Source organism: Bradyrhizobium iriomotense, assembly GCF_018129405.1.
Lineage (GTDB): Bacteria > Pseudomonadota > Alphaproteobacteria > Rhizobiales > Xanthobacteraceae > Bradyrhizobium > Bradyrhizobium iriomotense_B.
Map to the genome: position 1 here is coordinate 146,031 of NZ_JAFCLP010000016.1, position 26,719 is coordinate 172,749.

24 protein-coding genes are annotated in these 26,719 nt (G+C 64.6%); 9 read left to right on the forward strand and 15 right to left on the reverse strand.

Going from position 1 to position 26,719, the window contains the following annotated elements; all coding sequences use genetic code 11:
• Nucleotides 1-165: 165 nt before the first annotated feature.
• From JQ592_RS27690 to JQ592_RS27705, 4 genes are all read right to left on the reverse strand, one after another.
• A complete protein-coding gene (locus JQ592_RS27690) occupies nucleotides 166-774 on the reverse strand; it encodes a Spy/CpxP family protein refolding chaperone (protein WP_211405940.1) in 609 nt (202 codons plus the stop codon).
• A 209-nt stretch (nucleotides 775-983) separates the two neighbouring features.
• A complete protein-coding gene (locus JQ592_RS27695; RefSeq protein WP_211405941.1) occupies nucleotides 984-1,985 on the reverse strand; it encodes a TRAP transporter substrate-binding protein in 1,002 nt (333 codons plus the stop codon).
• A 221-nt stretch (nucleotides 1,986-2,206) separates the two neighbouring features.
• A complete protein-coding gene (locus tag JQ592_RS27700) occupies nucleotides 2,207-3,769 on the reverse strand; it encodes a 2-isopropylmalate synthase (RefSeq protein WP_211405942.1) in 1,563 nt (520 codons plus the stop codon).
• Nucleotides 3,770-4,359: 590 nt separating this feature from the next.
• A complete protein-coding gene (locus tag JQ592_RS27705; protein ID WP_246820703.1) occupies nucleotides 4,360-4,623 on the reverse strand; it encodes a hypothetical protein in 264 nt (87 codons plus the stop codon).
• Nucleotides 4,624-4,900: 277 nt separating this feature from the next.
• Between JQ592_RS27705 and JQ592_RS27710 the strand changes: the two genes are divergently transcribed.
• Both JQ592_RS27710 and JQ592_RS27715 read left to right on the forward strand, forming a co-directional pair.
• Nucleotides 4,901-6,133: an SMP-30/gluconolactonase/LRE family protein gene (locus JQ592_RS27710; RefSeq protein ID WP_211405943.1), complete on the forward strand. Its 1,233-nt coding sequence runs from the start codon at nucleotides 4,901-4,903 to the stop codon at nucleotides 6,131-6,133.
• Between the two features lie 120 nt (nucleotides 6,134-6,253).
• On the forward strand, nucleotides 6,254-7,375 hold the full coding sequence (locus JQ592_RS27715; protein WP_211405944.1) for a D-alanine--D-alanine ligase family protein: 1,122 nt from the start codon (nucleotides 6,254-6,256) through the stop codon (nucleotides 7,373-7,375).
• Between the two features lie 185 nt (nucleotides 7,376-7,560).
• On the opposite strand, the gene JQ592_RS27720 is transcribed toward JQ592_RS27715, so the two are convergent.
• Nucleotides 7,561-8,673, reverse strand: coding sequence for a hypothetical protein (locus tag JQ592_RS27720; RefSeq protein WP_246820704.1), 1,113 nt, complete (start codon nucleotides 8,671-8,673; stop codon nucleotides 7,561-7,563).
• 277 nt (nucleotides 8,674-8,950) lie between these two features.
• On the opposite strand from JQ592_RS27720, the gene JQ592_RS27725 reads away from it, so the two are divergent.
• The 3 genes from JQ592_RS27725 to JQ592_RS27735 all read left to right on the forward strand — a co-directional run bounded on the left by JQ592_RS27725 (nucleotide 8,951) and on the right by JQ592_RS27735 (nucleotide 12,114).
• A complete protein-coding gene (locus tag JQ592_RS27725; protein ID WP_211405945.1) occupies nucleotides 8,951-10,048 on the forward strand; it encodes an NAD(P)/FAD-dependent oxidoreductase in 1,098 nt (365 codons plus the stop codon).
• Nucleotides 10,049-10,233: 185 nt separating this feature from the next.
• Entirely contained in the window at nucleotides 10,234-11,544 is a 1,311-nt protein-coding gene (locus tag JQ592_RS27730; protein WP_211405946.1) for an ABC transporter substrate-binding protein, read from the forward strand.
• 381 nt (nucleotides 11,545-11,925) lie between these two features.
• Nucleotides 11,926-12,114 carry a hypothetical protein gene (locus JQ592_RS27735; protein ID WP_211405947.1) on the forward strand — a complete coding sequence of 63 codons (189 nt, stop codon included), beginning with the start codon at nucleotides 11,926-11,928 and terminating at the stop codon, nucleotides 12,112-12,114.
• Nucleotides 12,115-12,294: 180 nt separating this feature from the next.
• On the opposite strand, the gene JQ592_RS27740 is transcribed toward JQ592_RS27735, so the two are convergent.
• The 9 genes from JQ592_RS27740 to JQ592_RS27780 form a co-directional block, all read right to left on the reverse strand.
• Complete coding sequence (locus tag JQ592_RS27740; protein WP_211405948.1) at nucleotides 12,295-13,464, reverse strand: Gfo/Idh/MocA family protein; 1,170 nt, start codon at nucleotides 13,462-13,464, stop codon at nucleotides 12,295-12,297.
• Nucleotides 13,465-13,507: 43 nt separating this feature from the next.
• Nucleotides 13,508-13,822 (reverse strand): septal ring lytic transglycosylase RlpA family protein, encoded by a 315-nt coding sequence (locus JQ592_RS27745; protein WP_211405949.1) that lies wholly within the window; start codon nucleotides 13,820-13,822, stop codon nucleotides 13,508-13,510.
• A gap of 104 nt (nucleotides 13,823-13,926) precedes the next feature.
• A complete protein-coding gene (locus JQ592_RS27750) occupies nucleotides 13,927-14,772 on the reverse strand; it encodes a CmcJ/NvfI family oxidoreductase (RefSeq protein ID WP_211405950.1) in 846 nt (281 codons plus the stop codon).
• A gap of 353 nt (nucleotides 14,773-15,125) precedes the next feature.
• Nucleotides 15,126-16,064: an ABC transporter substrate-binding protein gene (locus JQ592_RS27755; RefSeq protein ID WP_211405951.1), complete on the reverse strand. Its 939-nt coding sequence runs from the start codon at nucleotides 16,062-16,064 to the stop codon at nucleotides 15,126-15,128.
• Complete coding sequence (locus JQ592_RS27760; protein ID WP_211405952.1) at nucleotides 16,061-17,161, reverse strand: LLM class flavin-dependent oxidoreductase; 1,101 nt, start codon at nucleotides 17,159-17,161, stop codon at nucleotides 16,061-16,063. Before JQ592_RS27760 ends, JQ592_RS27755 begins: the two co-directional genes overlap by 4 nt.
• A gap of 30 nt (nucleotides 17,162-17,191) precedes the next feature.
• Nucleotides 17,192-18,364, reverse strand: a complete 1,173-nt coding sequence (locus JQ592_RS27765) for an acyl-CoA dehydrogenase family protein (RefSeq protein WP_211405953.1) — start codon at nucleotides 18,362-18,364, stop codon at nucleotides 17,192-17,194.
• Entirely contained in the window at nucleotides 18,358-19,155 is a 798-nt protein-coding gene (locus JQ592_RS27770) for an ABC transporter ATP-binding protein (RefSeq protein ID WP_211405954.1), read from the reverse strand. The genes JQ592_RS27765 and JQ592_RS27770 overlap by 7 nt, the downstream gene beginning before the upstream one ends.
• Nucleotides 19,149-20,171, reverse strand: a complete 1,023-nt coding sequence (locus JQ592_RS27775; protein WP_211405955.1) for an ABC transporter permease — start codon at nucleotides 20,169-20,171, stop codon at nucleotides 19,149-19,151. The genes JQ592_RS27770 and JQ592_RS27775 overlap by 7 nt, the downstream gene beginning before the upstream one ends.
• A complete protein-coding gene (locus JQ592_RS27780) occupies nucleotides 20,149-21,252 on the reverse strand; it encodes an ABC transporter substrate-binding protein (protein WP_211405956.1) in 1,104 nt (367 codons plus the stop codon). The genes JQ592_RS27775 and JQ592_RS27780 overlap by 23 nt, the downstream gene beginning before the upstream one ends.
• A 474-nt stretch (nucleotides 21,253-21,726) precedes the next feature.
• Here JQ592_RS27780 and JQ592_RS27785 point away from each other — a divergent pair, with 474 nt between their 5' ends.
• Nucleotides 21,727-22,707, forward strand: a complete 981-nt coding sequence (locus JQ592_RS27785) for an ABC transporter substrate-binding protein (RefSeq protein ID WP_211405957.1) — start codon at nucleotides 21,727-21,729, stop codon at nucleotides 22,705-22,707.
• Between the two features lie 123 nt (nucleotides 22,708-22,830).
• Here the strand turns inward: JQ592_RS27785 and JQ592_RS27790 are convergent, their stop codons facing one another.
• Nucleotides 22,831-23,283: a hypothetical protein gene (locus tag JQ592_RS27790; RefSeq protein WP_211405958.1), complete on the reverse strand. Its 453-nt coding sequence runs from the start codon at nucleotides 23,281-23,283 to the stop codon at nucleotides 22,831-22,833.
• Between the two features lie 321 nt (nucleotides 23,284-23,604).
• On the opposite strand from JQ592_RS27790, the gene glgC reads away from it, so the two are divergent.
• The 3 genes from glgC to JQ592_RS27805 are packed head-to-tail and all read left to right on the forward strand — an operon-like array spanning nucleotide 23,605 to nucleotide 26,619.
• On the forward strand, nucleotides 23,605-24,867 hold the full coding sequence (glgC, locus tag JQ592_RS27795; RefSeq protein ID WP_211405959.1) for a glucose-1-phosphate adenylyltransferase: 1,263 nt from the start codon (nucleotides 23,605-23,607) through the stop codon (nucleotides 24,865-24,867).
• Complete coding sequence (gene glgA, locus JQ592_RS27800; RefSeq protein ID WP_211405960.1) at nucleotides 24,864-26,321, forward strand: glycogen synthase GlgA; 1,458 nt, start codon at nucleotides 24,864-24,866, stop codon at nucleotides 26,319-26,321. The genes glgC and glgA overlap by 4 nt, the downstream gene beginning before the upstream one ends.
• A 37-nt stretch (nucleotides 26,322-26,358) precedes the next feature.
• A complete protein-coding gene (locus tag JQ592_RS27805) occupies nucleotides 26,359-26,619 on the forward strand; it encodes a SemiSWEET transporter (protein ID WP_211405961.1) in 261 nt (86 codons plus the stop codon).
• Nucleotides 26,620-26,719: the final 100 nt, after the last annotated feature.

The window sequence follows — 26,719 nt, forward strand, 5'->3', positions numbered from 1 at the left end:
GGCCGGTCAAAGCCTTGCGAGGCCGGTCGTTTAGCAAAGCGATCCGGGGATGGCAAGCGATGTGGCGCATGTTTTCCAAGGTTCTTCCACAGCCCCAAAATAGCGAAAAGCCGCTGGATTCCAGCGGCTTCGCCAAGGTTAATCCCCGGGAAATCCCGTATTCGCTCAGAGCCGGCCCTCGCGGTCCCGGTCCAGGCCGCCGTCGCGGTCGAAACGGTCACGGTGGAAGTGCTCCATGCCCCTCTCCATCATCCGGTCCATGCCCCGTTCCATGAAGTGGCGGGACGGGCCGTCCTCGCCGCCGCCGAACGGGCCGCGGTGGCGGGTCAGCACGGCGAGGCGCCGCTTCTGGCCCTCGTCCAGGGTCTTGTAGAGCGGATCGGCGGCATCGGCGATCTTCTTCAGGGCGGCGGAACTGGCGCCCATGTCCTCGGCGCGCTGGCGCAGACGGGCAATCGGATCATCCGGCTTGTCCGCATCCCTGTTTGCGTCACCTGGCCCGGCATTCATGCGCGCATTGGCGCGGTCGATGCGCAGCTTGGCGAACTCGCGCACGGCGGCCTCGACCGGCGGCCACAGCTTCTCCTGGTCGGCGTTGAGCTTCAGCCCGGCATGGACGGCGGCGATCCGCGCGTCGACGAAGGCGGCGCGGTCTTCCGGGTTCATGCGGATGTGGCGGAAGTGCTCCATCCACGGGCGATGATATTGGGCATAGACCGCGCCCGAGCCGGCGATGCTGAGCACGGCGATGGCGGCGATGGTGAACTTCTTCATCCGAACCTCCTCTGGAAGGATGCGCGTGAGGATGAGCGCGAGGAGGCTGACGCGCAACTTACAACTTGGACAGGAAGCCGTTCTTACAGAGATGTAACTGCCGTGAATGTCCGTTCAGATGCATACTGAAACCATTTGCAACAGAAAGGGCTTCCGTGCCGACACGGAAGCCCTTTGTTCATGCACTATATATCCACGCGTCACGCGAGTCAGTTCGTCGTGCTCTTGGCTTCCTTCAAGAATTCGTCGATCAGCGGTTGGCCGACGCGGCTCGCGGCGTCCTTGTAGACCGGCTCCATCGCCTTGCGCATCGCCTCGTCCTGCTCGCCCGTGAGCTTGATGATCTCGCTCTTGCCGCTCTTCCTGATCTCAGCGAGCGCGTCGTCGTTCTCCTTCTGCGACTGCGCGTTGTTGAAGTCGGTGGCCTCCTTCATCGCCTTCGACAGCTGGTCGCGGATATCGGCCGGCAGATCGTCCCAGAACTTCTTGTTCACGATCACGACGTAGCCGATGTAGCCGTGATTGGTCTCGGTGATGTACTTCTGCACCTCGTGCATCTTCTGGGTATAGATGTTCGACCAGGTGTTCTCCTGCCCGTCGACCACGCCGGTCTGCAGGGCCTGGTAGACCTCGCCGAAAGCCATCACCTGCGGCAGCGAGCCGAGCGTCTTGAACTGGGCCTGCAGCACACGCGAGGACTGGATGCGGAACTTGACGCCCTGATAGTCGGCGGGCGTCACCAGCTTCTTGTTGGCGCTCATCTGCTTGAAGCCGTTGTCCCAATAGGCAAGGCCGGTGATGCCCTTGGGCTCGAGCTGCTTGAGCAGCCGCGCGCCGAGCGGGCCTTCCGTCACCTTCCGCAGCGTCTTCAGGTCGGGCAGGATGTAGGGCAGATCGAACACCTCGAACTCGCGGATGCCGAGCGGGCCGAACTTGGAGTTGGACGGCGCCAGCATCTGCACGCTGCCGAGCTGGAGCGCCTCGAGCTCTTCCTTGTCCTTGTACAGCGTCGAGTTCGGGTAGACCTCGACCTTGACCTTGCCGCCGGTGTACTTCTCGGCGAGCTCCTTGAATTTCTCCGCGCCCTTGCCCTTCGGCGTGTCGGTGGCGACGACGTGGCTGAACTTGATGATGATCGGCGATTGCGCCAGTGCGGGCCCGGTCAGTGCCAAAGCCGTGATCGATGCCGCAGCCCAAATGAGTTTCCGCATGCTTCCTCCAGTACGTTTTTGTGGGGCGCGGACTGCCGGCCCCCAAGCCTTAATGCTTGGGAGACAGGTTTATCGGGAAGCAGGCTGGGGCGCCATTGCCCCTTAGCAGGGGTCTCCCTGCAAAAAAGCGGTATCCGGGAGGAAACATCCGCCACGGCGATCAACGAAAAACGCGGTACCGAGGGCACCGCGTCTTTGCCGTTTCATCAGGAGCGTGAGCGTCAGCTCGCCGCCGCCGTCGTCACCGTGTCGCGCTGGCGCTTCATGACGATCTTGTTGAGCGCACCGAGATAGGCCTTGGCCGAGGCCACCAGCGTATCCGGGTCCGCCGCACGCGCCGTCATCGAGCGGCCGTCCTGCGACAGCCGTACCGAGACTTCCGCCTGCGCGTCGGTGCCTTCGGTGACGGCGTGGACCTGGTACAGCTCGAGCTTGGCCTCGTGCGGCACCAGGCGCTTGATGCAGTTGAACACCGCATCGACAGGACCGTTGCCCTCGGCCTCCTCGATCTTGATCTGGCCATCGACGTCGAGCTTCATGGTCGCGCGCTGCGGGCCATGGGTGCCGGCGATCACGGTCAGCGAGGTCAGCTTGATGCGGTCGTGCGAAGCCGCCATCTCCTCGTCGACCAGCGCCTCGATGTCCTCGTCGTAGATGTCCTTCTTGCGGTCGGCCAGCGCCTTCATCCGCGTGAACGCATCTTCCAGCTGGTTCGGACCGAGCTTGTAGCCCATCTCCTCCAGCTTGTGCACGAAGGCGTGGCGGCCGGAATGCTTGCCGAGCACCAGCGAGGACTGCTTCAGGCCGACCATCTCGGGCCGCATGATCTCGTAGGTCGAGGCGTCCTTCAGCACGCCGTCCTGGTGAATGCCGCTCTCATGCGCGAAGGCGTTCCGGCCGACGATCGCCTTGTTGTACTGCACCGGGAACGAGGTCGCCGCCGACACCACCTTCGAGGCGCGGGTGAGCTGCGTGGTGTCGATCTTGTTCCAGTACGGGAATTTGTCGTTGCGGACGTTGATCGCCATCACGATCTCTTCGAGCGCAGCGTTGCCGGCGCGCTCGCCGATGCCGTTGATGGTGCACTCGACCTGGCGCGCGCCGCCGGTGATGCCGGCCAGCGAGTTCGCCACCGCCATGCCGAGGTCGTTATGGCAATGCACCGAGAACACGGCTTTATCTGAATTCGGCACGCGCTCGATCAGCGTCTTCATGAAGTGGGTGTATTCCTCCGGCACCGTGTAGCCGACGGTGTCGGGGATGTTCACCGTGGTGGCGCCGGCCTTGATCACGGATTCCACGATGCGGCAGAGAAAATCCATCTCGCTGCGGGTGCCGTCCTCTGCCGACCATTCGACGTCGTCGATCTGGTTGCGGGCGCGCGCCACCATGGCGACCGAGGTCTCGATCACCTGCTCCGGCGTCTTGTTCAGCTTCACCCGCATGTGCAGCGGCGAGGTCGCGATCACGGTGTGGACGCGGCCGCGCTTGGCAAACTTCACGGCCTCGGCGCAGCGGTCGATGTCGGCGGGATGGGCGCGCGACAGGCCGGCGATGACGGCGTTCTTGGAGCGGCGGGCGATCTCGCTGACCGCCTGAAAGTCGCCTTCCGAGGTGATCGGGAAGCCGGCCTCGATGACGTCCACACCCATATCGTCCAGCAGCTCGGCGACCTCGAGCTTCTCCTCGAAGGTCATGGTGGCGCCGGGGCACTGCTCGCCGTCGCGCAGCGTGGTGTCGAAAATGATGACGCGGTCCTTCTCGGACTTGTTCACGGTGGCCATTTCAAATTCCTTTTGAGCTTTTGCGCCGTTCAATCTGCAGGGCGCCTGAGGTGTCCGGTGATCTCGACCAGCCCCTGAGCGCCCAGGCGCGTTGCGCCCAGCCGGCCCTCAGGGGCAGCTAAGAAGAAGCCCGCCAAGAAGGAGGGTGGGCAGCGCGGCCGGGATCGTGGCGGCGGCCAGAGCCACCTCCTTCGAAATCCCATCGATTTGGCCGCGAATCAACATTGCCAGACCCTTTTGAGCCCTCAAATCCTCGGTCAAAACCGTTGACGGTTGGTTGCCGGGGAGGCTCGATGCGGCTGTTTCTAGACGAGAAACGGGCGCAACTGCAACGCCAAAAGATGGTCAGAATGGCTGACCTGGTTGGCGGTCAATGGCGCTGGTGGCCCTTATCAGCACCGTCATCCCGAGGTGCGAGTGGCGCAATGCGTTCAGCATCGCGCCGGGAGCCTCGAAGGATGAGCGGCCGAGATGCATCCGGGCCGTCGCCCTTCGAAGCTCGTCCGGCGAGCTCGGTCGCGCCGCGTCCCTGCGATGCGAGGGCCTCGGATGACAATTCTCTTTATCCGAATTCGGGAGCAGCGCTCGGACTATCCCGCCGCGCGGCGGGCACGCGCCCTGCTCTCCCAGCGATCCAGCATCTGACCGAGCTCACCGGTGGCCACGGGCGCGGCCTTCTTCGCGACTTCATTGGTGTTGGCCGGCGCAGCGGCACTGAGCCAATCCGGCTCGGTATACTCGCGCCAGCGGCGTGCTTGCGCCCGCCTTTTGCGGGACAGGTAGTCGCGCGTGAAATAGCCGGCCGCAAATGCGATCGCGAGCAACATGATCAGGACGACGACAGCTACCGCCATGAGTTCCGGCCTCTTCTCCCCCGCGCACCGTTCTGCCAGCATCGCGCGCGAGGTCAAGGCTTGACAGGTCTCAAAACAGGCCCCGATTGACCGCGCGAGGGCCGGGACCAATTGTCGCCCTGCACCATGCGCAGCCGCAATGCGGCAATGTTGCGGCGATCTCGCGGCATCGCGCGGAGGCTGCGAACCTGCCCCTCGCAACCGGACGCGGACCGGACTAACCTTCGCCTCGCTCGGCCGGATCAACCGGCCAGCCGAACATAACCGGGAGGACGCGATGACACGCCAGGAGGCTCCTGAGCAGGAGCAGCGTGAGCAGGATGCTGCGCTTTCACGACGAACACTTGTCCGGGGATTGGCGCTCGGCGCCGCGGCCACAATGGCCGGCCCCGCGCTGGCCCAGACCGGGCCTGCCGCACCGCCGACGACGATCACGACACCGCCGCGCGATTTCGGCCCCAATGGCGCGCCGACGACCTATTTCTGGGACCCCGACATCATCGCGGTCGATCCGTCCTTCAACGATCTCGCGCAGCCCAACACCGCGATCAAGCGCCTCTATACCGGCCTGCTGTGGGCGGAAGGTCCGGCCTGGAGCGCACAGGGCCGCTATCTGCTCTGGAGCGACATCCCCAACAACCGGCAAATGCGCTGGACCGAGGACGACGGCCGCGTCAGCGTATTCCGCTCGCCCTCCAACAATTCCAACGGCAACTCCTTCGACTTCCAGGGCCGGCAGCTCTCCTGCGAACACCTGACGCGGCGGGTGACGCGCTACGAGCATGACGGCACCGCCACGGTGCTGGCGGATTCCTATCAGGGCAAGCGGCTGAACTCGCCGAACGACGTCGCGGCGCATCCCGACGGCAGTTACTGGTTCACCGATCCGCCCTATGGCGGCCAGCTCTACGAAGGCGAGCCCGATGTCGCGGGCGGTCCGAGCAATACAGGCGGCAAGCTCAATCCGCGGATCGGACAGCCGGCCGGCTTCGTGCCGGGCAAGCGCGAGCTGCCGACCAACTGCTACCGCATCGATCCCTCCGGCCGCATCGATCTCGTCGTCACCGAGGATCAGGTGCCCGATCCGAACGGCCTGTGCTTCTCGCCCGACTACAAGAAGCTCTACATCGCCTCGACCGGCAAGGGACCGGGCGACACCGGCCCCGGCGGCAAGGGCGAGATCTTCGTGTTCGACGTCGGCACGGACAACAAGCTCTCCAACCTCAAGAAGTTCAGCGATTGCGTGATCGACGGGGTGAAGTGCGGGCCCGACGGCCTGCGCTGCGACGTCAACGGCAATGTCTGGTCCTCCAGCAATGCCGGCCGCGCCGTCGGCTACAGCGGCGTGACGGTGTGGTCACCGGAGGGCAAGCTGCTCGGCCGCATCCGCCTGCCGGAAGTCTGCGGCAACGTCTGCTTCGGCGGCCCCAAGCGCAACCGCCTGTTCATGGCCGCGAGCCAGTCGCTCTACGCGGTGTACACGGCGACGCAGGGCGCGGGGCCGGGCTGAAGCGCAGCGGCCTTCATGACACGGCGCCGGCGTGCCTCGCCGGCGCCGAACTGTTTTGATCGATGCGTCGGCCCGGGGCAACAGAGGTGACTTCCAGGCCGAGCGCGTGATAATTGAACCATGGCAGAGAAAATTCGCGTTGTGGTTCTCTACGGCGGCAGGTCCGGCGAGCATGAGGTCTCGCTGAAATCGGCGGCCTGCGTATTCAGGCATCTCGACCGTGCCCGCTTCGAGGTGATCCCGGTCTCCATCGACAAGGAAGGCCGGTGGCAATGGAACGACTTTCGCACGCTCGATCAGGGGCAGGCGGTGTCCTTGCCGATCCTGCCCAATGCGCCGGAGATACGGCTCGCCAGAGAAGCTGATGGACGCGTCGCTCTCATGCCGATTTCCGCAGGGACGATGGACCCGCGCGAGATCGACGTCGTCTTTCCGGTCATCCACGGGCCGCTTTGCGAGGACGGCACCGTGCAGGGCCTCCTGGAATTGGCCGACGTCGCCTATGTCGGATCCGGCGTTCTCGCCTCCGCCGTCAGCATGGACAAGGACGTCGCCAAGCGGCTCGCTGAATTCGCCGGCATTCCGGTCGCGCCCTATCGCGTGCTCACCCGCAAGGCCTTCGCGCAGGACCGCACCTCATCGCTTGCAAAGGCGGTCGAGGGACTGAGCCTCCCGGTGTTCGTCAAGCCATGCAACATGGGCTCCAGCGTCGGCATTCACAAGGTGAAGGATTGGGATGCGCTTGGAGCGGCGCTTGACGATGCGTTTCGCTATGACGTCAAGGTGCTGGTTGAGCAGGGCATCGACGCGCGCGAGATCGAGGTCGCGGTGCTCGAGGGCGAGACGCTGTTCGCCAGCCTAGCCAGCGAGCTGAACCCCAATGCCCATCACGAGTTCTATTCGTACGAGGCCAAATATCTCGACCCCGATGGCGCCCGGGTCGACCTTCCGGCTCAGCTCGACGCGGTACAGATGGAGCGCGTCCGGTCGCTGGCGACGCGGGTGTTCGCGGCGCTCGAATGCAGCGGCTTCGCACGCGTCGACTTTTTCCTCGACCGTCAGGGCGGAGAGTTCTGCTTCAACGAGATCAATACCCTGCCCGGCTTCACCTCGATCAGCATGTATCCGAAGATGATGGAGGCCTCGGGCGTGCCCTATGGCGAGTTGCTGACGCGCCTCGTCGAGCTGGCGCTGGACCGGCACCGGCAGCGGCAATCACTGGAACGAGGCTACGCGAGCTAAAGCATGATCCGGAAAAGTGCGAAGCGGTTTTCCGGAAAGATCATGCGTAAACAATAATCTAAAGCGCGATGACGATTCGTCCAAATCTCATCGCGCTTTAGGCGCCGGCGCGATCCGCCGGCGCCCGATCTGACCGCCCCCCGACTGACCTCAGCCGAGATCATCACCGGAGGCGGCATGGCCCGCTAATCATCGCCACGCTTCGGCGGCGCCGGCACGGCGGTCCGATTGGCGGGCACGATCTGCGGCTGGAACGCGAACACCTCGCGGCTGCGCTCGTCCACGAGCACCTTCAGCCAATGCACGTCGTTGTTGCCGTTCGTCTGATTGTCGCCGAAGGTCTCAACGCGGACGAAGTTTTCGAGCCGCCGGCCCTTGGCATCGAGAAATGGCCGGTCGATACGGAAGTAATGCGAGTCGCCATGAACGTAGGCGACGGGCCTGCCGAAGCCGACAACTTCATCGCGCAGCGCAACCAGGAAAGCCTGGAAACCGTCCGGATTGGTGTCCGTTTGCGCAAGCGTCTTCGGGTCACGCAAGGGCGCACGTGTTCCGTCCGACTGATCCCACCCCGGGTTCGCCTGCGAGATGAACATGATGGCGGCGGCGCGATATGTTCGCGCCATCTCGAAGGTCTGCTGCATCCAGAGGATATTGGCGTTGTTGCGCGCGGCCCATTCGGCGTCGTCGGGGAGCGTATCGCAACGATTGTTGCACGATCCCTGGATGTTGAGTGTGGCGTAAACCACGCCCTTCATAATCCAGCGGCGATTCTCGACGCACCCGGTCAGCTGGTTGTTGTGATCAAGACACAGCTTGTCATGCTGCACCTGCTGCTTGATCGGCCGCTGGCCAAGGGAATAGTCAGTGCTGAAGAAAACCTTCCGCTCGTAGTCGAGCCTGTCGCGCGAGTTGAACGAGCCGTTCGCCGGGCGATCGCAGTCGGTCCAGTCATTGTCGCCGGGAGTCACCATCGCAGCGGATTTCAGCGCATTGAAATATCCGAGCCCCTGCTGATACACAGCGTCGCTGCACGTCGTGGGAGTCACGGATCCCGGCGTGCCGCTGCCGGCTTTCAGGTCGCCATCATGCACCGTGAAGGCCAGCTTCTGGTCGTTCATGTCGGCGATCAGATTCGGCACGCCGACCTGCGCCTGGAGGTCGGAATACGGCAAATCCCCCCACAGCCCGATGGCATAGGCCCGGCTCTCGCCTCCCCTGCCCCGGTCATCATCGTCAGCGCGCGCGCTGACGATCGAACAAATCGCAAGGCAGGCTGCAAGCACGAGGAAGCTCATCTTGCGCAGCTTGCCGTAGACGTCTTCCAACTTCCCTTCGCCAAGTCTCGTCATCGTCGCTCCCCAGAACAGCTTTGGACAGAACACGGCTCACCGCAGGCAGCAACGTTGAGCTGTCCTGCGCCAAGCCCGATCTACGAAAATGAGAAGAAGCCCCACCCGCGGCTTCAAATTGCCGCAGTGAACGTATCCACCGGGTGTGACGCCCGCGTGAAACATTTTGAAACACGGCACAGCTGATGAAGTCGCGAGTTGCGGGATCGACAAGGGAGAGAGCATGCGCGTTGTGATCTGCGGCGGCGGCGTGATCGGGGCCTGCACCGCTTATTTCCTTCGCCGCCGCGGCATCGACGTGATCGTCGTGGAGCGAACCGAGGTCGCCGCCGCCGCGTCCGGCAAGGCCGGCGGCTTCCTGGCCCAGGACTGGTGCGCCGGCACGCCGCTCGACGCGCTCGCGCGGCGCAGCTTTGGACTTCACGCGCAATTGCCGGAGGAGATCGCGGGCGATTGGGGCTATCGGTCGATGACCGCCTATAGCGGTTTCGTTGCCTCCGACGGCACTGCGCGCAGGAATACACCATCCGCGCTCGACTGGCTCAGCGACGGCGTCGTCATCACACAGCGCATCGGCACGGCGAAGACGACGGCGATCGTTCATCCCCGCAAGTTCACATCGGCTGTGATGAACGCGGCCCTCGCGCAAGGCGCCACGCTTCGCCCAGGCCGCGTCACCGGCATCGTGCGCGATGGCGACCGTGCGACGGGTGTCGAGATCGAAGGCAGCGCGGTTGAGGCTGATGCCGTCGTGATCGCGATGGGGCCGTGGTCGCTGCTCGCGGCGCAATGGATGAGCCTGCCGGCCGTCTACGGCCAGCGCAGCCCGAGCATCGTGTACGACACCGGCACCGACGTGCCGGCCGATGCGTTGTTCCTGGAGTATGAGGACAACGGCAGCGCGGTTTCGATCGAGGTCTTCCCGCGCGCCGATGGCAGCACGCACATCACGGCCCTGTCCGACATCGCGCCGCTGCCGCTCGATCCTGCCGCCGTGACGCCGGACGTTGATGCGATCGCGCGGCTGCAAAGCATGTCGGAGCGGCTGTCACCGCTGTTCCGTCCCGAAAGGATCATCGCGCAGCAGGCCTGTTTCCGTCCGGTGACCGAGGACGGCCTGCCGCTGATCGGCAAGGTGCCGTACAGCGAAGGCCTCTATATTGCGACCGGACACAATGTCTGGGGCATCCTCAATGCACCCGCCACCGGAGAAGCGCTGGCGGAGTTGATCGCCGAGGGCTCAACGCATGAGGTGGACCTGTCGCCATTCGATCCCGCCCGGCTGACACCGCTCGATCCATCCCTGCTGCAAGCACGCTGAACCGCTTGACGACATCGCAGCTCGCCAGTCGCGCTCCGCGGGGAGCGGTGGGCCCTTTGCTTGTCTTTCGCAGATGCGGTGTGCCCTCACCGGCGCCTATCGACCTTGGGCGATGTTGACTTTCCGTCGCCCCCCTCCCCATACTTCGCAAAAAATAACAACCAACGGTTTTGAGGGAGGATAGGATGCCGACTTCACGCAGGCAGCTGCTGAAGACATCGGCGGCTGCCGCCGCCGCACTCAGCCTCGATTGGACCAGGGCCCAGGCGCAAGCCGAGACATTGCGCATCGGCCTGATCTACGACCTCACCGGCCCGTTCGCCGCCGGCGGCTCGGTCGCCTCGTCGATCGGCGCACAGATCGCGATCGATCTCGTCAACGAGAAAGGCGGCGTCGGCGGCAAGACCAAGATCGTGCCGGTGGCCGCGGATTCCCAGAGCAAACCCGACGTTGCGATCAACGAGGCCGAACGCCTGATCAGCCAGGAGAAGATCGACATCCTCAATGGCGTCTATGCGAGCTCGCATGCGGTGCCACTTGCGGCCAAGGTCGAGCAGCAGAAGAAGATCCTCTGGATCACGACTGCGGTCTCGACCGCCGTATTCAAGGACAAGAACCTGCAATACGTGTTTCGCTCGCAGATTCACTCGGACCAGTATGGCCAGGCCTTCGCGAGCTTCATCGCCGAGCATGCGCAGGGCAAGCTCGGCATGGACCCCAAGGACGTCAAGGTCGCGCTGATCCACGAGGACGGCCCCTACGGCGTCGGCGTCGCCACCGCCGATGAGGCCTATGCCAAGCAGGCCGGCATCCAGGTGGTGCTGCGCGAGGGCTATTCGGCCGCCGCGCCCGACCTCTCGGTGCTGGTCACGAAAATCAAGCGCGCCAAGGCCGACGTGATCTCGCATGCCGGCTACAATCCCGACATCACCCTGTTCCTGCGCCAGGCCCGCGAGAGCGGATTGCGCTTCAAGATGCTGTTCGGGGCAGGTGCCGGCTACAGCCAGCTCGACAAGCTGCGTGCCACTTTCGGTGCCGACATCGACAATTTCTGCAACATCGATCCGGTGCCGGCGCAGCTGCTCGATCCCGCAAAGCTCGCGCCTGGCATGGGCGATCTGATCAAGACCATGGTCAGCCGCTATCAAGCCAAGACCGGCGCCAACGACGTGCCGCCGCATTGCTCGATGGGCTTCAACCAGACCTGGGTGCTGCTCAACAACGTGCTGCCGGTCGCCAAGGAGAAGTACGGCAGCTTCGAACCAGAGGCGATCCGCAAGGCCGCGCTCGACGTCGACATCCCCGCCGGCGGCACCATCCAGGGCTATGGCGTGAAATTCTTCCCGCCGGGCACACCGCTCTCCGGCCAGAACGAACGCTCGACGCCAGTGGTGATGCAGAACGCGGGTGAGCACATCTCGGTGGTGTGGCCGACCAGCATCCGCACGCAGGACCCGGTGTTCCCGCTGCCGAAGGGCTCGACCTACGGGACGTGAGGCGACGGCACTGCGCTCCCTCGCCCCGCAAGCGGGGCGAGGCGACACTGCGGCTCCGCCGGTGCTCCACGACGTCACCGGCGCCCACCGCGTTGCAGCCAACCGTGCTTGCACCCACCGGTCATTCCTTTCGCGCTAGAGTTGGATTTTTCGCCGCCGAGCAGCCCGCTCAGGTTGAGGGACGAAGTCTAATTGAAACAAAAGCCGTCTATAGTCCGGGCCTATATTGTCGGCCTTGATTTCATTTTGGTACGTACCAGCCGGTCAACCAGTCTCGTTTGAGCTTTGGATCGGCCTAGTCGCTAAAGCGGCTGATATTGCGGGACGTCCAGCAGAGAACAAGAAATTTTCAGATCGTGAATGTCAGCGATGGGGGTGAGCATGCCCACCATACTCGAATTGCTTTACAAGGAATTTTGTCGCGCCCGTCTTGCCGAGATGCGCAGGCAGCTCCTGCTCACGGGCAAGCATCCTGAACTTCTGCAGGTCAATGACGATCTCTCCGATTCGGATAATCTCGGCGAGATGGACACGCAGCACGAAGCAGAGCCGAGTCCTGTCAGGAAATAGGCGCCCTCGTCGTGGCAACAGCGTTTAGAAAGGCAGCACTCTTTCGGGAGGCAGCAAATGAATACACCCGAATTCTATACTGCATCGATCGCCTGCCTCTCCTGCATGACCATTGCCGTCATGATAGCTGTCGGAGCCTGGTAGCGCGGCATCGGAAGGCAATGAGCGCGTGGCGGCGCCCTACAACGCCACCCGCCGCCCCTCCTCCGCCGCCCAATAGCCGGCGTAGTTCACCTTGATCGTCTCATAGGCCAGCGCGAGATCCGACAGCGGCTGGCGTCCGGTCGCGGCGCATTCCATGAAATCCTGGATCTCCTGCAAGTATCCGCGCGTCCATTCCTCCTCCAGGCAGACATATTGCCAGCCGGTCTTGCGGTCGACCTTTTCGGTGATGTAGACGCTCGCGAGCTTCTCCTCGCTGGTCTGATAGCTCATCAGATGAGTGTTCGGCGTGATGTTGGCGAACAGCGAGCCACCGCTCGTATAGGTCTCGATCAAATTGCGCACGCCGCCCATGATCATGTCGCCGGAGAACACGGTCGCCTTGGTGCCGTCGGAGAACGTGGCGGTAAGCGTGCCCCAGTCCTCGACATCGAGGGGATTGGCCTTGATGTAACTGCGCTCCTCCGGCTTGAGGACGGCGGTGACGTTGCCGACATCGCCGGTGACGCTGGCGACATGGATGCTCTCGCCGCGCGCCTTGGCTTCGACCTGCTTCAGATACAGCACGGCCGAAAGCGGATGGCAGCCCATGCGGATCAGCGAGCCGCCGCCGGTCATCGCCCATTGCGCTGCGTGCGCGGCGTGCGAGCCGGAATGGCTCTCCTCACCCTTCATGAACAGGATCTTGTCCTTGGTCGCTTTGATGATCTCGGCGGTCTTGGTCACCGCGGGCGCGTAGATCCAGTCCTCGGCATACATGAACAGCTTTCCGGTGCGCTCGATCGCGGCCCGCGTCCTGTCCATCTCTTCGATCACGCGCTCATACATCAGCGCCTTCGGCACGTGCTTGCCGATCGGCCGCGTGTCGCCCTCACGGCCGAAATAGCCGGCGAACGGTTTTTCGCAGATGACGTGCTTGCCGGCCTGCATGCTGGCGACGATCATCTCCGCGTGAAGGTTCGGCGGCGTGCAGATGTCGATGACATCGAGCTCGCCGTCCGCGACCAGCTCGGCGAAACTCCGATAAACACGCGGGATATTGTGATGCTGGGCGAACGCGACGACATGGTCGCCGCGCGCGGCGACCGCCGCGACCTCGACGTCCACGCCATAGACGCGCCGGAACGCATACATGTGCAGCTCCGACACGAAACCGCAGCCGACGAGTCCCACCCTGATCCCAGTCATAGCGCCCCCTTGCTTTGGGCGGCACTATAGCGCGCTCGGAGGCCTAATCCACCGAGACGCGCACCACGCCCGCGCTCATCATCCCGAGCGCGCGGGCGGCCGGCACCGAGAGATCGACGATGCGGCCGCGGATGAAGGGGCCGCGATCATTGACGCGGCACTGGATCGTGCGCCCGCTGTAGGACACCCTGAGCACGCTGCCGAATGGGCGCGTGCGATGGGCGCAGGTCAACTCGCCGCCTTTGCCCGCCCTTCCATATCCGTAGTATGAAGCAAGCCCGCTTTCGGCGTTAGCAACGGGCACGAAGGCGAGGAATGAAGTCATCAAACAAAACAGAAGGGTCGTCTGCGCGCGCACGGCACCGCTCCCCGTTGACCCCGCCCGGCGCTGCAAACGTCGTTTTGTTCCCTCAGGTTCCTGGAACCCTGCCGGAAAATGTCAGGCAGGGCCATCACAGTTTGTTACTGCCTGTGGAACACCAGCGTACGGACTTCGATGCTTTCGCGGGGCGCCGCGTCGGCCGGCGTGGTCGGATCGACGAACGCGGTATGCGGCCCGAAACGGGTGCGGCCGTCGGTTGCGGAATCGTAGCACTTCAGCAGCAGCGCCTCGTCCGGCGTCATCTCCGGGAAATAGAACCAGCGGTGGTTCGGATTGTATTTCACCGAATAGGTCTCGCCGCGGCGGTTGGGATAGATCAGGTCGGAGGCGACGAGATCCTCGGGCTCCACCGTCGTGCCATCGGCCATCGCGAGCGGTGAATCGCGCAAGGGGCCGCGGATCGGCCGCCACAGATTGATCACCTGCACGCGGCCCTTCAGCAATTCCTCGGCCTCGTCGGGCAGATGCTCGCGCACGCGGTTGGCGCCGGAGACCGCAGTCTGGTCGACATGGACCCGCGTCGCCGGCTGACGCGGCCCGCCGTCGCGGATATCCGGCGCACCTTCGACACGCTTGCGCACGGTGTGGTCGAAGATGACGACGCGGTCGGCCTTCAGCGTGGCACGCAGAAACGCCTCGACCGCGGGATAGTAGACGCTGCGGATTTCCTCGTCGTTGTAGAAGTCTTTCACCTGGGTCGGGTGACGCACCAGCGCAAAGCCCTCGCGATCGAGCGAGAAGTTGTTCGCGATCAGCCGCGCATCGAAGATCGGGATCTGGTGCGGCTCCGGTAGCGACGTGCTCTTCGGCTCGCCCGGCGGCGGATCGAAAGCGTAGGTGCGCGGCTTGGCCGATGTCGGCGCGAGGTAGTTGAGTTCGGCAGTGACGAAGGGAAGCGATTCGATTCTTGTTTCTTGCAGGCCCATGGCCGGTCTCCCGATGTGGTCGTCGGATTGATTTTTGACGGGATGCGACATGGCGCAAGGGACGCGGTGCAAATAGCAATAGGGGTGTTGTCGTGCGCAGGAAATGCAGAAGGAATGTTTCGAGGAAGGCGATCGCGCTGGAAGCCACCACCTTTCCTCACGAGTCCTTGAGGTGCTCGTGAGCGTCTCTTCCTTCTCCCCTTGTGGGAGAAGGTGGCGCGAAGCGCCGGATGAGGGGTATCTATCTGCGAATCCGACTGCGAGAGATGAGGACGCGGAGAGAACCCCTCACCCGTCTCGCCGCTGGCGCGGCGAGTCACCCTCTCCCACAAGGGGAGAGGGTAAAGCGCGTGCTACAACCCCGCCTTCGCAATCGCGTCCGCAAACGAGCGGTCGACGATCTCCGCCGCATCGAGCTTCTGCTTGATCAGGCCCCAGCGGAAATAGAGGTCGATCGTGCTCTGCTCGTCCGCGACCACGCCGTCATCTATCGGCGCGATCCGGATCTTTGCGCGCGACAGCCAGTTCTGCGGCACGGCGGTCGGGATGTTCATCAGCCTGCCCCAGGTGGCGGCGTAGCTGTCGACATTGCTCAGCGACCACGCCCGCGCCGCGGTGAGGCGGCGGATGAAGTCGGTGAGCTCGGTGCGCTTGTCGCGGATGGCGTCAGGCCGCGCAACCTGAAAGCTCAGGCCCGGTGTCAGGCCTTCGGAGGTGATGATGCGACGCGACCTGAACAGCACCTCCTCCTGGCTCACATAGGGCTCCCACGTCGACCACGCATCGACCGAACCTTGGGTGTAGGCGATCTTGGCGTCCGACGGTGCCAGGAACGCGATCTGCACGTCGCTCGCACTCCAGCCGTTCTTTTCCAGCGCGGCGAGGATCAACTGATGGCCGATCGAGCCGCGGCCGGTTGCGATCTTCTTGCCGCGGAGATCGGCAAAACTCTTGATCGGCGAATTCTCGGGCACGAGGATCGCGAGCCCCTCGCGCGTCTGCCGGATGGCGGCGATCGCCTTCACCGGCGCGCCGGACGCGGCCGCGAAGGTGAAGGGGGCATCGCCCACGAGCCCGGTCTCGATCGCACCTGCGCTGAGCGCCTCAAGCAGCGGTGCGGCCGCCGGAAATTCCTTCCACTCGATCTTGTAGGGGACGTCCTTGAGCTGGCCTGCCGCTTCCATCACGGCCTGCGCATTGCCCTTCTGGTCCCCGACGCGCAAGGTGGTTTGTGCTGCCGCCAGTTCAAGCGAACCGAACAGCAGCGCGCCGGCCAGCATGAAGCGGATCATTCTGCCGCCTCGCCGCGAACGGCCTGGCGTTTGGCAACCAGCTCGCGCGTCAGCGGGATCAGTTCGCGGCCATATTCGATGGCGTCGATCAGGGGATCGAAGCCGCGGATCAGGAAATGGCTGATGCCGAGGTCGTAGTAATCGCCGAACACCTCCGCGACCTGCTCGGGCGTGCCGACCAGTGCCGTGGTGTTGCTGTTGGCGCCGGTGAGCTTTGCGATCTCGGTCCAGAGCCGCTTGTCGATGCGGCTGCCCTGGTCGGCGAGCGCGAGCAGGCGCCGCGCGCCGGCGGTGGCATGCCCGTCGGCCGGCTTGCGATACCCCGTCTTGTCCTGTAGCGCAGTGGCGCGCGCGAGAATTTCCTCCGCCTTCTCCCAGGCCTGCTTTTCGGTCGGCGCGATGATCGGCCGTACCGACAGGCTGAAGCGCGGCGTTCGCCGCCCCTGCCGCACGGCTGCGTTATGGACGCGCGAGGTCACGTCGCGCACCTGCGCATAGGATTCGCCCCACAGCGCAAAGGTGTCGGCATGCTTGCCGGCGACGTCGATCGCCGCATCCGAGGCGCCGCCGAAATAGACGCGGATGCCTTCGGGGCGATACGGCTTCACTTGCGAGAAGGCGTTCTCGACCTGGTAATACCTGCCCTTGTAGCTGAACGGCTTGTCGCTGGTCCATTCCAGCTTGAGCACATCGAGGAACTCGGAGGTGCGGGCATAGCGCTCGCCCTTGTCGTCGAGGGTATTGCCGTCCTGCCGGAGCTCAGTGGCGTTGCCGCCGGTGATGACATGGAGCGCGACCCTGCCGCGGGAAAACTGGTCCAGCACGGCGAACTGCCGCGCCAGCAGCGTCGGCGCGGTGAAGCCGGGCCGCTGCGCGATCAGCACGTTGAGGCGATTGGTATGGTTCAGAACGTGCTGGGCGACCTGGAGCGCGTCCGGCGACGTCGAATGAAACGCCAGCAGCGCACGATCAAAGCCGGCATTCTCATGCGCCTTCGCCACCGTCTCGATGTGGGTGGGGTTGAGGACCGGCCCCTCGCGGACGACGGTTTCAGACGAATTGTTGTTGCTGATGAATCCGATGAACTCGATCGACATGATCGTCTCCCTGATTGTTTTCCGGAAAAGCTAGAGGCCCAATGCGGCGCGGCCGAGGCCAGTCCGCGTGGAATCGTCCTGCGGCGTGTGCACGCGGCCGCACAGCACGTCGCGATAATGCCGCTCCAGCGGATTGGTACGGGACAGGCCGTGATTGCCGGTCAGCGACAGCGCGTCCTCGACGATGGCGACGGCATTGTTGGTCACGGTCAGCTTGATCGCGTTGGATTCGCCGGCGGACAGTTGGACCCCATCATCGAAGTCGCGGGCGAACGTCTCAATCAGCCGCGCATTGACCGCAAGGCGTGCCTCGATCGCACCGAGGATCTCCTGCGCGCGGGCCAAGGTCGCGAGCGGCGCGCCGAGGCTGGCGGGCACGCGCTGTTTCAGGAACGTGATCAGCCAGTCGCGCGCGGCGCGGGCAACGCCGTCATAGATCGCGGCGACGAAGACCGTGTGGACGGTCGCCTGTGTGACGTCGGGTGCACGCCAGTCCGCCGGCTTGCGCACGTCGACTTCGGAATCCAGCGGGATCACGACATCGCCGAAGATGACGTCGTGGCTGCCGCTGGCGCGCAGGCCGTGATGGTCCCAGGTCTCGACGATGCGGGTGCCCGGCAGGCCAGCCGGCACCAGGAACTGGCCGACGCGCGGCTCGGCCTCGTCGGTCCGCGCCCAGACCAGGTACCATTTCAGGATCGGCGATCCCGTCGAATAGATCTTGTGGCCGGAGAGCCGCCAACCGGTCTCGGTCCGCCGCGCGATCGTTGCCGGCAGGCCGCCGCGCGCGGGCGAGCCGAGTTCGGGTTCGACGCGCAGCGCGTTGACCAGCGCAAGGCCTTCGACGCTCTCGCGCGCGAGCTTGCGCGACAGCCGCGCCGGCCAGGTCGGGCTGCGCGCTATGACGAGATGATTGATGTAGTGCATCGACAGCACCAGCGCGGTCGACGGATCGGCCTTGCCGAGGATGCCGATGACGCGCGCGGCGTATTTTGCACCGGCTCCAGCGCCGCCATGAGCCGGCGGCACCGTCAGCGACAGCAGGCCCGCTTCGGACAGCTCGCGAAAATTCTCGAACGGAAAGCTGCCGGTGCGGTCATGTTCGGCCGCACGTTCGGCAAATCTCGGTGCCAGGGTTTCGGCCCGCGCGATGTAGTCGGGCTCACGATGAGTCGACCGGCCCTGGGCTACGGAAGTCACCATGTCGCATCCAGCCCCAACAGGCCAAGGATCTGGCGGCGCAGATCAGCGAGATACGGATCGCCGCGATGGCGCGGATAGGGACGGTCGACGCGGATGTCGGCCTTCACGCGCGCGGGACGCTCGCTGAACACGATGACGCGGTTGGCCAGCACCAGCGCTTCCTCCGCATCATGGGTCACCAGCAGCGTGGTAAACCCCTTGCGCTGCCAGAGCGAGACGAGCTCGGCCTGCATGGTGATGCGGGTCAGCGAGTCCAGTTTTCCCAAGGGCTCGTCCAGGATCAGGATCTTGGGATCGTTGACCAAGGCGCGGGCGAGCGCGACGCGCTGTGCCATGCCGCCGGAGAGCTGATGCGGATAGGCATTGCGGAAGGACGACAGCCCGACGAGATCGAGCGCGGCGTCAACGCGGTGACGCTGGCTCCTGAGAATGCCCTGGGCCTCGAGGCCCAGGGCGACGTTGTCCCAGACCGACCGCCAGGGAAACAGCGTCGGATCCTGGAACACGACCACGCGCGAAGGATGCGGAGTTCTGATGCGCTCCTCGTCCTCCCGCAGCCTTCCAGCTTTGGGCTTGTCGAGGCCGGCAACGAGCCGCAGCAAGGTCGACTTGCCGCAGCCGGAGGGGCCGAGCAGCGCGACGAACTCGCCCGGCTCGACCGAAATCGAAACATCGCTGAGCACCGGCAGCTCGGCGCCGTCGATATCGAAGGCGTGGCTGACCTGCTCGATGTCGAGCGCGGCGCCGGCGGCCGGATGCGTGACCGCTTCGGCGAGAGCTGCGGCTACCATTTGACGGTCCCCTTCTGCCAGACCAGCAGGCGGTCGCGGATCGAAAACAGCAGCGTGATCGCGCCGGAGCAGAGCAGCGACATCACGATCAGCGCCGCATACATGTTGGCGTAGGCGGCCCAGCCCTGCGCCCATTGCAGGTACCAGCCGAGCCCGGCCTTGACGCCGATCATCTCGGCGACGACGAGCACGGCAAAGGACGAGCCGAGCCCCATGAACAGGCCGACGAAGACGTGCGGCAGCGCCGCGGGGATCGCGACCTTCAGCACCAGGAACGATGGCTTGGCGCCCAGCGTGCGCGCGACGTCGTAATAGGCGTTGCTGACGCTCGCAACGCCCGACCAGGTCAGCACGGTGACGGGAAAGCCGGTCGCCAGCGCGATCAGGAAGGTCGAGGCGCTCCAGCTCGACGGGAAGGTGAAGAAGGCAATCGGCAGCCAGGCGGTCGCCGGCAGCGGGCCGATGAAACGCAGCACCGGATGCACCCAATAGCCGACCGCACGCGACCAGCCGATCGAGACGCCGGTCAGGAAGCCGACCGTGGCGCCGATCAGATAACCACCGAGCTGGAGCTTGACCGACGCGAAGACGCTGTCGAGCAGTTTTGGCAGGTCGTCGGTATAGACCTCGATGATCGACTGCGGCGGCGGGAAGAACGGCAGCGGCAGCCAGGCAAACTTCGCGGTCGCAACTTCCCACACCGTCAGGAAAGCGCCGAGCCCGACGAGCCAGGGCGCACGCTTGTGCAACGCCTTTCCAGCCGAGCCGAGATAATCGGCACCAACGGTCCCAAACAGTGCGACGGCCGCGATGATGAAGGCGGCGATGCCGAGCGAGTGCGTGCGCGACCAGTCGCCGACATCCTCCCACCACAGGCAGGACAGGCCGAAGGCGATCCAGGCGATGCTGGCGAGCACACCGACGCCGGATTCCCGGATCCAGGTCGCCAGCAGCGGCGCGCGCGAGGTGCGCGGCGCGCCGGAGGCGAGGCCGTCAGACAGCGAATACGTCGACATAGATGCGCTCCGCGAATTTGGCGGTGTCGGTGCTCTGCTTGAACACCTGCACACTCTTCAGATCGTCGGCATAGGCCTTGAGCTCGCGCTTGAGCACGTCGCCGACGGGATGGTGATGGTGGGTGTGGTAGCGCACCATACCCTCGATATCGGCGAGCGATGCCGTCTTCGGCGCGTAAGGCTGGAACGATTTTGCCGTCACGGCCGGGTTCTGGGCGGTGAACATCGCGGCATCGAGCAGCGCCTGCGTGAGAGCGCGCGCGACCTGCGGCTCCTCGCGCACCAGGCTGCCGCGCAGGCCGAGGATGCAGCAGCTCTTGTCGCGATATTCGCCGTCGAGATTGGAGGCGACTTCCTTGTACTGGCTGTCCTTGAGCCAGAGATAGCCCAGCGGATCGGACGACAGGAACGCCTGCACCTCGCCCTTCTCCACGGCGACGTTGAGCAGGTTGCCGGGATAGGCGCGCCAGTCGACATCCTTGTTCGGGTCGATCCCGAGCTTGGCGAGCTGGACCGAGAAGAAGTTCTTGTCGGGGCCGCCGAGGTCGCCGACCGCGACGATCTTGCCCTTGAGGTCGGCGAGCTTGTTCACGCCGGAATCCGTCCGAGTGAGGACGCGCATGCAGCCGCCATGGGTGCCGGCGGCGATCTTGACGTCAAAGCCCTGCTCCAGCGGCTTCAGCCAGCGCAGCGCCATGCCGAGGCCGGCATCGCTCTTTCCGGTCGCGATGGCCTCGAGCAGCTGGTCGGTCGAGCCGGAATAGTTGATGAGCTCGATGTCGAGATTGTGCTTCTGGAAGAACCCGTGCTCGATGGCGACAGGCACCGGCGCGAGACAGACGGCGCCGGCATTCCACGACAGTTTCAGCTTGCGCGGCGCGCCGGTGAGCGCGGGCGCGTCGGAGGCCGTGCGGCACAGCGGGAACTGCGAGAGGTCGACACCGGGCGCGATCGCCTGCGGCGCAAAGGCCTGTGCTGCACCAAAGGCACCAAGCGGCGCGGCGAACGCCGCAGCCAGCCCCGCCTGCAGCAAATGACGCCGGTCAAGGCCCGATCCGCCGCGCTTGTTGTCGTTGTCCATCAGCCCCGCTCCTGAGTTGGCACAGCTCCGCCGTTCGCGCAGCGCATTGCGTTGCGCATGTTCCGTACGGAGCTGCGTTGAGAGAATATTCTTCGTCGGCGCTTCCCGCGCCGCGTTGATGCGATGCGCAAATCATGCGGCGCAGTCGCCGCATCGTCAATGAAATGGAATTTCGAATGTGGCGCGATGCGAAGTCATTCTCTCCATTGGCATGTGCGGGAACGATGAAAGGATTTTTGCTGCCGCATCGCTTTGCAAAGAGCACCGCGACTCCTTCGTTGCTGTATCCGTGCGCATCTTTCCGCTGCGCACGCTGCGCGTTCTCGAAAGCACCGGTTCACTGAAACTTCCTTGCCGATCGCGCACGCAATACGGACGGCCATTTCATTGACTGCGTGTCGTGCACTCATAGACTTGATCGTCTCGCTGCATCGTCCGCTCACGCATCGTGAGCGACGCAACAAGATGGATCCAATGAGCATCAACTCCCACGACCATTCCATCACCCGCCGGCTGGCCGCATCGCTCTTCGCCGCCGCCATCACCCTGTCGACCGCCGCCGCATCGCTCGCCGCCGAGACCGTCGTGCTGCGCGTCGGCGACCAGAAAGGCGGCAACCGCTCGCTGCTCGAAATCTCCGGCTATGCAAAGGATCTGCCCTACAGGATCGAATGGTCGGAATTCCCCGCGGCCGCACCGATCCTCGAAGCGCTCAACGCCGGCGCGCTCGATGTCGGCTACACCGGCGACCTCTCCTTCCTCTCGGTCTATGCGGCGGGCGCGCCGATCAAGGCGATCGGCGGCACGCGTTCGGAGGCGAAGACGCAGGCGATCCTGGTGCGCCAGGATTCGCCGATCAAGTCGGCCGCCGACCTCAAGGGCAAGCGCCTCGCCGGCACGCGCGGCGGCTGGGGCCAGTTCCTGATCGACGCGACGCTGGAGAAGGCGCAGATCAAGCCCGAGGATGCGACCTTCGCGCCGCTCGGCCCGGTCGATGCCAAGATTGCCCTGGTCGCCGGCTCGATCGATGCCTGGGCGGTGTGGGAGCCCTATGTCTCGTTCGCGACCTTGAAGGACAAGGCGCGCGTGATCGCCGACGGCGAAGGCCTGACGCCGACCATCACTTTCATCGTCGCCTCCGACAACGCCATCGCCACCAAGCGCGCGGCGGTGCAGGACCTCGTGCAGCGGCTGAACAAGGCGCGACTCTGGTCGCTCGATCATATTGCCGAATACGCAAAGAGCACGGCCGAACTAACAAAACTGCCGGAGGACGTGCTGCTGTCGGCCTACACCGCGCAGCGCACCAGCCCGATCGTGATCGATGAGAACGTGGTGAAGGAGATCCAGACCGCCTCGGACCGCTCGACGCGCTACGGCATCCTGCCGAAGACGCTCGACGTGAGCAAAGCCGTCGACCGCAGCTTCACGGCTGCCGCCGCGGGATCCAACTAAACGGAGGCGGCGGGATGCTCAGGCCTCGCCTCAAAGCCGGCCCGCTGCATCTCGCCGCGATCGTGCTCACGCATTTCGCGTGCATGAGCCTGATCGTGTGGCTCTCGCTCTAGCCGCGCGAGATCACCAATATCCGCGGTAATAGGGCCGGTAGTAGCCGTAGCGAGGACCATAATACGGACGATAGACCCGATAGCCATAATAGCGGGGACGCACGTAGTAGCCGCCATAGCCGTAGCCCGGTCCGTAGCCGTAATAGGCCGGCGCGTAGCCATAGCCGTAGCCCGGATATCCATAGCCGCCATAGTACGGTCCGCCATAATAGCCGTAGCCGTAAGGCGCGCCGGCGGCGATGGCGCCGCCGATGATCGCGCCGGCTGCGAGGCCGCCGAGACCCCAGCCCCAGCCGCCACCCCAGCCGCGGCCGCGCCAATAGACCTGCGTGACATCATCGCCGACTGCCGCCTTCATGGCTCCGACATTGGTCGGCAGCGGGGCTGCTGCGGCCTGCCCGATTTGGCCGACCATGACCGCGCCCGCCAGTGAACAGGCAATTGCCGTTGTCCAGATCCTCATCGTCTTGCTCCCTGTCTGACGTTTCGCTTGGAAAAAGGATCGCAGGCCTATGATCCGGCATCGTTGCGCCAAGTCAAAGCCTCGATTTTGCGTGCGGCGCACAAGAGAGCGGGTGCATGCCTCAATTTTGGTCGGGGATCGCCGATATGACACCGATACAACGGCGCCGGATCCCGGCGACCACGGCAAAGCATTAAGCTTCCCGCGCGTTCGCAACCAACAACCATCTTCCTGATTTACTATTCGTACCGTTACTATCGGTTCCAATGGTGCGCGGCCGGGACGCAGCCCGCGACGCGCCAGAGGTGTGGGGAGGATTGCATGAATGCCGTGGGTAATGAGCCGCTCGCGCGTCAGGCGCTGGCGTTCGTCCTGGCTGGTGGACGCGGCAGCCGGCTGCTGGAGCTGACCGACCGGCGCGCCAAGCCCGCGGTCTATTTCGGCGGCAAGTCCCGCATCATCGATTTCGCGCTGTCCAACGCGGTGAATTCCGGCATCCGCCGCATCGCGGTCGCGACCCAGTACAAGGCGCACAGCCTGATCCGGCATCTCCAGATGGGCTGGAATTTCTTCCGCCCCGAGCGCAACGAGAGCTTCGACATCCTGCCCGCGAGCCAGCGCGTCTCCGAGAACATGTGGTATGTCGGCACGGCCGACGCGATCTACCAGAACATCGACATCATCGAGTCGCACGCATGCCGCTTCATCGTCGTGCTGGCCGGCGACCACATCTACAAGATGGATTACGAGGTGATGCTGCGCCAGCACGTCGAGAGCGGCGCCGACGTCACCGTCGGCTGCCTGGAGATGCCGCGGGAGGAATCCTCGGGCTTCGGCATCATGCACATCGACGAGAACGGCTGGATCCAGCAATTCCTGGAGAAGCCGAAAGATCCGCCGCCGATGCCGGGCAAGCCGGACGTCTCGCTCGCCAGCATGGGCATCTATGTCTTCAACGCGAAGTTCCTGTTCGACGAGCTCAAGCGCGACGCCGAAGACCCGAGCTCGAACCATGATTTCGGCAAGGACATCATTCCCTATATCGTCAAGAACGGCCGCGCCATCGCGCACCAGTTCTCGACGTCATGCGTCCGCTCCGGCAGCGACGAGCGCGCCTATTGGCGCGACGTCGGCACGGTCGACGCCTATTGGGCCGCCAACATCGACCTCACCGACGTGGTGCCGGAGCTCGACCTGTTCGACCGCGCCTGGCCGATCTGGTCATATGCCGAGATCACCCCGCCCGCAAAATTCGTCCATGACGAGGAAAGCCGGCGCGGCCAGGCCGTGAGCTCGCTGGTCTCCGGCGGCTGCATCATCTCCGGCGCCTCGCTGCGCCGCTCGCTGCTGTTTACCGGCGTGCGCATCAACTCCTACGCCAATGTCGAGAACGCCGTGATCATGCCTTATGTAAACGTCGGGCGCGGCGCACGGCTGAAGAACGTCGTGATCGACCGTGGCGTCGAGATTCCGGAAGGGCTCGTCATCGGCGAGGATCCCGAGTTCGACGCAAAACGCTTCCGCACCACCGAGCAGGGCATCTCGCTGATCACCCAGCCGATGATCGACAGGCTCAATACATGACGCCTGTTCGCGTCCTCGCGGTCGCCTCTGAAGTCTACCCCATCGTCAAGACCGGCGGCCTCGCCGATGTCGCCGGCGCGTTGCCGATTGCGCTGAAGGCGCATGGCGTCGAGATGCGCACCTTGATGCCGGGCTATCCCGACGTGATGCGGCTGGTTGCGAGCGCAGAGGAAGTCCGGCGCTGGCCGGATTATTTTGGCGGACCGGGCCGGCTGCTCGCCGGCTCCCGTGACGGGCTCGACCTGTTCGTGCTCGACGTGCCGCATCTCTATGCGCGGCCGGGCAACCCTTACGTCACTGCCGAGGGCGTCGACTGGCCGGACAACGGCGTGCGCTTTGCGGCGCTGTCGCGCGTCGCGGCCGATATCGGCCACGGCCTCGTGCCGGCGTTCGTGCCTGATGTCGTGCACGCCCATGACTGGCAGGCCGGGCTCACGCCGGCCTATCTCCACTACGACAACCGTTCGCGTCCGGGCACCGTGATGACCATCCACAACATGGCCTATCAGGGCAAGTTCGCCCGCGAGCTGATCGGCGCGATCGGCCTGCCCTGGGAGTCGTCGTTCGACGTCAACGGCCTCGAATATTTCGGTGGCATCAGCTTTCTCAAGGCCGGCCTGCAATTCGCCGACCGCATCACCACGGTGTCGCCGACCTATGCCCATGAGATCCAGAGCGACGAAGGCGGCATGGGGCTCGGCGGTCTGCTGCGCGCCCGCGCGGGCGCACTGAGCGGCATCCTCAACGGCATCGACACCGAGGTGTGGAATCCGCAAACCGACGCGCACATCGCCTATCGCTTTGGCGCGGAGGACCTGACGTTCCGGGCCGCCAACAAGGCGGTGCTGCAGCAGCAATTCAATCTCGATTCCTCGGACGAAGCGCCGCTGCTCGGCGTCATCAGCCGCCTGTCCTGGCAGAAGGGGCTCGATCTCCTGCTCGATGCCATTCCGACCATCTTGGGCGAAGGCATGCAGCTCGCGCTGCTCGGCAGCGGCGACCGCGATCTCCAGGACCGCTATCAGGCCGCCGCCCGCGCCAATCCGGGCCGGATCGGCGTCGTGATCGGCTATGACGAGATCCTGGCGCATCTGATCCAGGCCGGCTCGGACGCGCTTCTGGTGCCGTCGCGGTTCGAGCCGTGCGGTCTGACCCAGCTCTGCGCGCTGCGCTATGGCGCCGTGCCGATCGTGTCGCGCGTCGGCGGTCTCGAGGACACCATCGTCGATATCGGCGAGGCCGACGCATCGGGGCGCGATGCGACCGGTTTCAAGTTCGGCCCGGTGACGGCGGATGCCTTCGCCGGCACGCTGCGCAAGGCCAACGCCGTCTTCCACGACAAGCTGACCTGGCGGCGGCTGCAGCGAAGCGGGCTTGCGACCGACGTCTCCTGGCGCAACCGCGCCGGCGACTATGCCGCGCTGTATCGCAATCTCATGGCGGCCCGTTCGTAAGCCATGACCGCCGTCGAATCCATGCTATAGAACCGGCATGGAACCCCTTCTCATCAAGCTGATCGGCTTTGCCGCCGCCACCTGCACCACCGTGGCCTACGCGCCGCAAGCCATCAAGGTGTGGAAGACCCGCTCCACCGGCGACATCTCGCTCGGCATGTTCCTGGTCATGGTGCTGGGCCTGGCGCTCTGGCTCATCTACGGCCTGCTCTCGGGCGATGGCCCGCTGATCGCCTCGAACGCCGTCACCATGCTGCTCGCCGGCGGCATTCTGGTGATGAAGCTGCGATACGGGTGAGGATAACCCTCTCCCCTTGTGGGTGTTCAGACCGGGGAGATGGTGGACGGGTGTTCGGAGACATCGTGGACACTTTCGACAGCGAAGCAAGGAGGCTGTC

Bases quoted from the DNA above. Each gene is read 5' to 3' on its own strand.
- JQ592_RS27740 (WP_211405948.1), bottom strand. From the start codon at position 13,464: ATGACTGGGATCAGGGTGGGACTCGTCGGCTGCGGTTTCGTGTCGGAG.
- JQ592_RS27700 (WP_211405942.1), bottom strand. From the start codon at position 3,769: ATGGCCACCGTGAACAAGTCCGAGAAGGACCGCGTCATCATTTTCGAC.
- JQ592_RS27710 (WP_211405943.1), top strand. From the start codon at position 4,901: ATGACACGCCAGGAGGCTCCTGAGCAGGAGCAGCGTGAGCAGGATGCT.
- JQ592_RS27760 (WP_211405952.1), bottom strand. From the start codon at position 17,161: ATGTCGATCGAGTTCATCGGATTCATCAGCAACAACAATTCGTCTGAA.
- JQ592_RS27725 (WP_211405945.1), top strand. From the start codon at position 8,951: ATGCGCGTTGTGATCTGCGGCGGCGGCGTGATCGGGGCCTGCACCGCT.
- JQ592_RS27770 (WP_211405954.1), bottom strand. From the start codon at position 19,155: ATGGTAGCCGCAGCTCTCGCCGAAGCGGTCACGCATCCGGCCGCCGGC.
- JQ592_RS27755 (WP_211405951.1), bottom strand. From the start codon at position 16,064: ATGATCCGCTTCATGCTGGCCGGCGCGCTGCTGTTCGGTTCGCTTGAA.
- JQ592_RS27785 (WP_211405957.1), top strand. From the start codon at position 21,727: ATGAGCATCAACTCCCACGACCATTCCATCACCCGCCGGCTGGCCGCA.
- glgC (WP_211405959.1), top strand. From the start codon at position 23,605: ATGAATGCCGTGGGTAATGAGCCGCTCGCGCGTCAGGCGCTGGCGTTC.
- JQ592_RS27765 (WP_211405953.1), bottom strand. From the start codon at position 18,364: ATGGTGACTTCCGTAGCCCAGGGCCGGTCGACTCATCGTGAGCCCGAC.
- JQ592_RS27780 (WP_211405956.1), bottom strand. From the start codon at position 21,252: ATGGACAACGACAACAAGCGCGGCGGATCGGGCCTTGACCGGCGTCAT.
- JQ592_RS27695 (WP_211405941.1), bottom strand. From the start codon at position 1,985: ATGCGGAAACTCATTTGGGCTGCGGCATCGATCACGGCTTTGGCACTG.
- glgA (WP_211405960.1), top strand. From the start codon at position 24,864: ATGACGCCTGTTCGCGTCCTCGCGGTCGCCTCTGAAGTCTACCCCATC.
- JQ592_RS27735 (WP_211405947.1), top strand. From the start codon at position 11,926: ATGCCCACCATACTCGAATTGCTTTACAAGGAATTTTGTCGCGCCCGT.
- JQ592_RS27790 (WP_211405958.1), bottom strand. From the start codon at position 23,283: ATGAGGATCTGGACAACGGCAATTGCCTGTTCACTGGCGGGCGCGGTC.
- JQ592_RS27720 (WP_246820704.1), bottom strand. From the start codon at position 8,673: ATGAGCTTCCTCGTGCTTGCAGCCTGCCTTGCGATTTGTTCGATCGTC.
- JQ592_RS27715 (WP_211405944.1), top strand. From the start codon at position 6,254: ATGGCAGAGAAAATTCGCGTTGTGGTTCTCTACGGCGGCAGGTCCGGC.
- JQ592_RS27690 (WP_211405940.1), bottom strand. From the start codon at position 774: ATGAAGAAGTTCACCATCGCCGCCATCGCCGTGCTCAGCATCGCCGGC.
- JQ592_RS27805 (WP_211405961.1), top strand. From the start codon at position 26,359: ATGGAACCCCTTCTCATCAAGCTGATCGGCTTTGCCGCCGCCACCTGC.
- JQ592_RS27750 (WP_211405950.1), bottom strand. From the start codon at position 14,772: ATGGGCCTGCAAGAAACAAGAATCGAATCGCTTCCCTTCGTCACTGCC.
- JQ592_RS27705 (WP_246820703.1), bottom strand. From the start codon at position 4,623: ATGGCGGTAGCTGTCGTCGTCCTGATCATGTTGCTCGCGATCGCATTT.
- JQ592_RS27775 (WP_211405955.1), bottom strand. From the start codon at position 20,171: ATGTCGACGTATTCGCTGTCTGACGGCCTCGCCTCCGGCGCGCCGCGC.
- JQ592_RS27730 (WP_211405946.1), top strand. From the start codon at position 10,234: ATGCCGACTTCACGCAGGCAGCTGCTGAAGACATCGGCGGCTGCCGCC.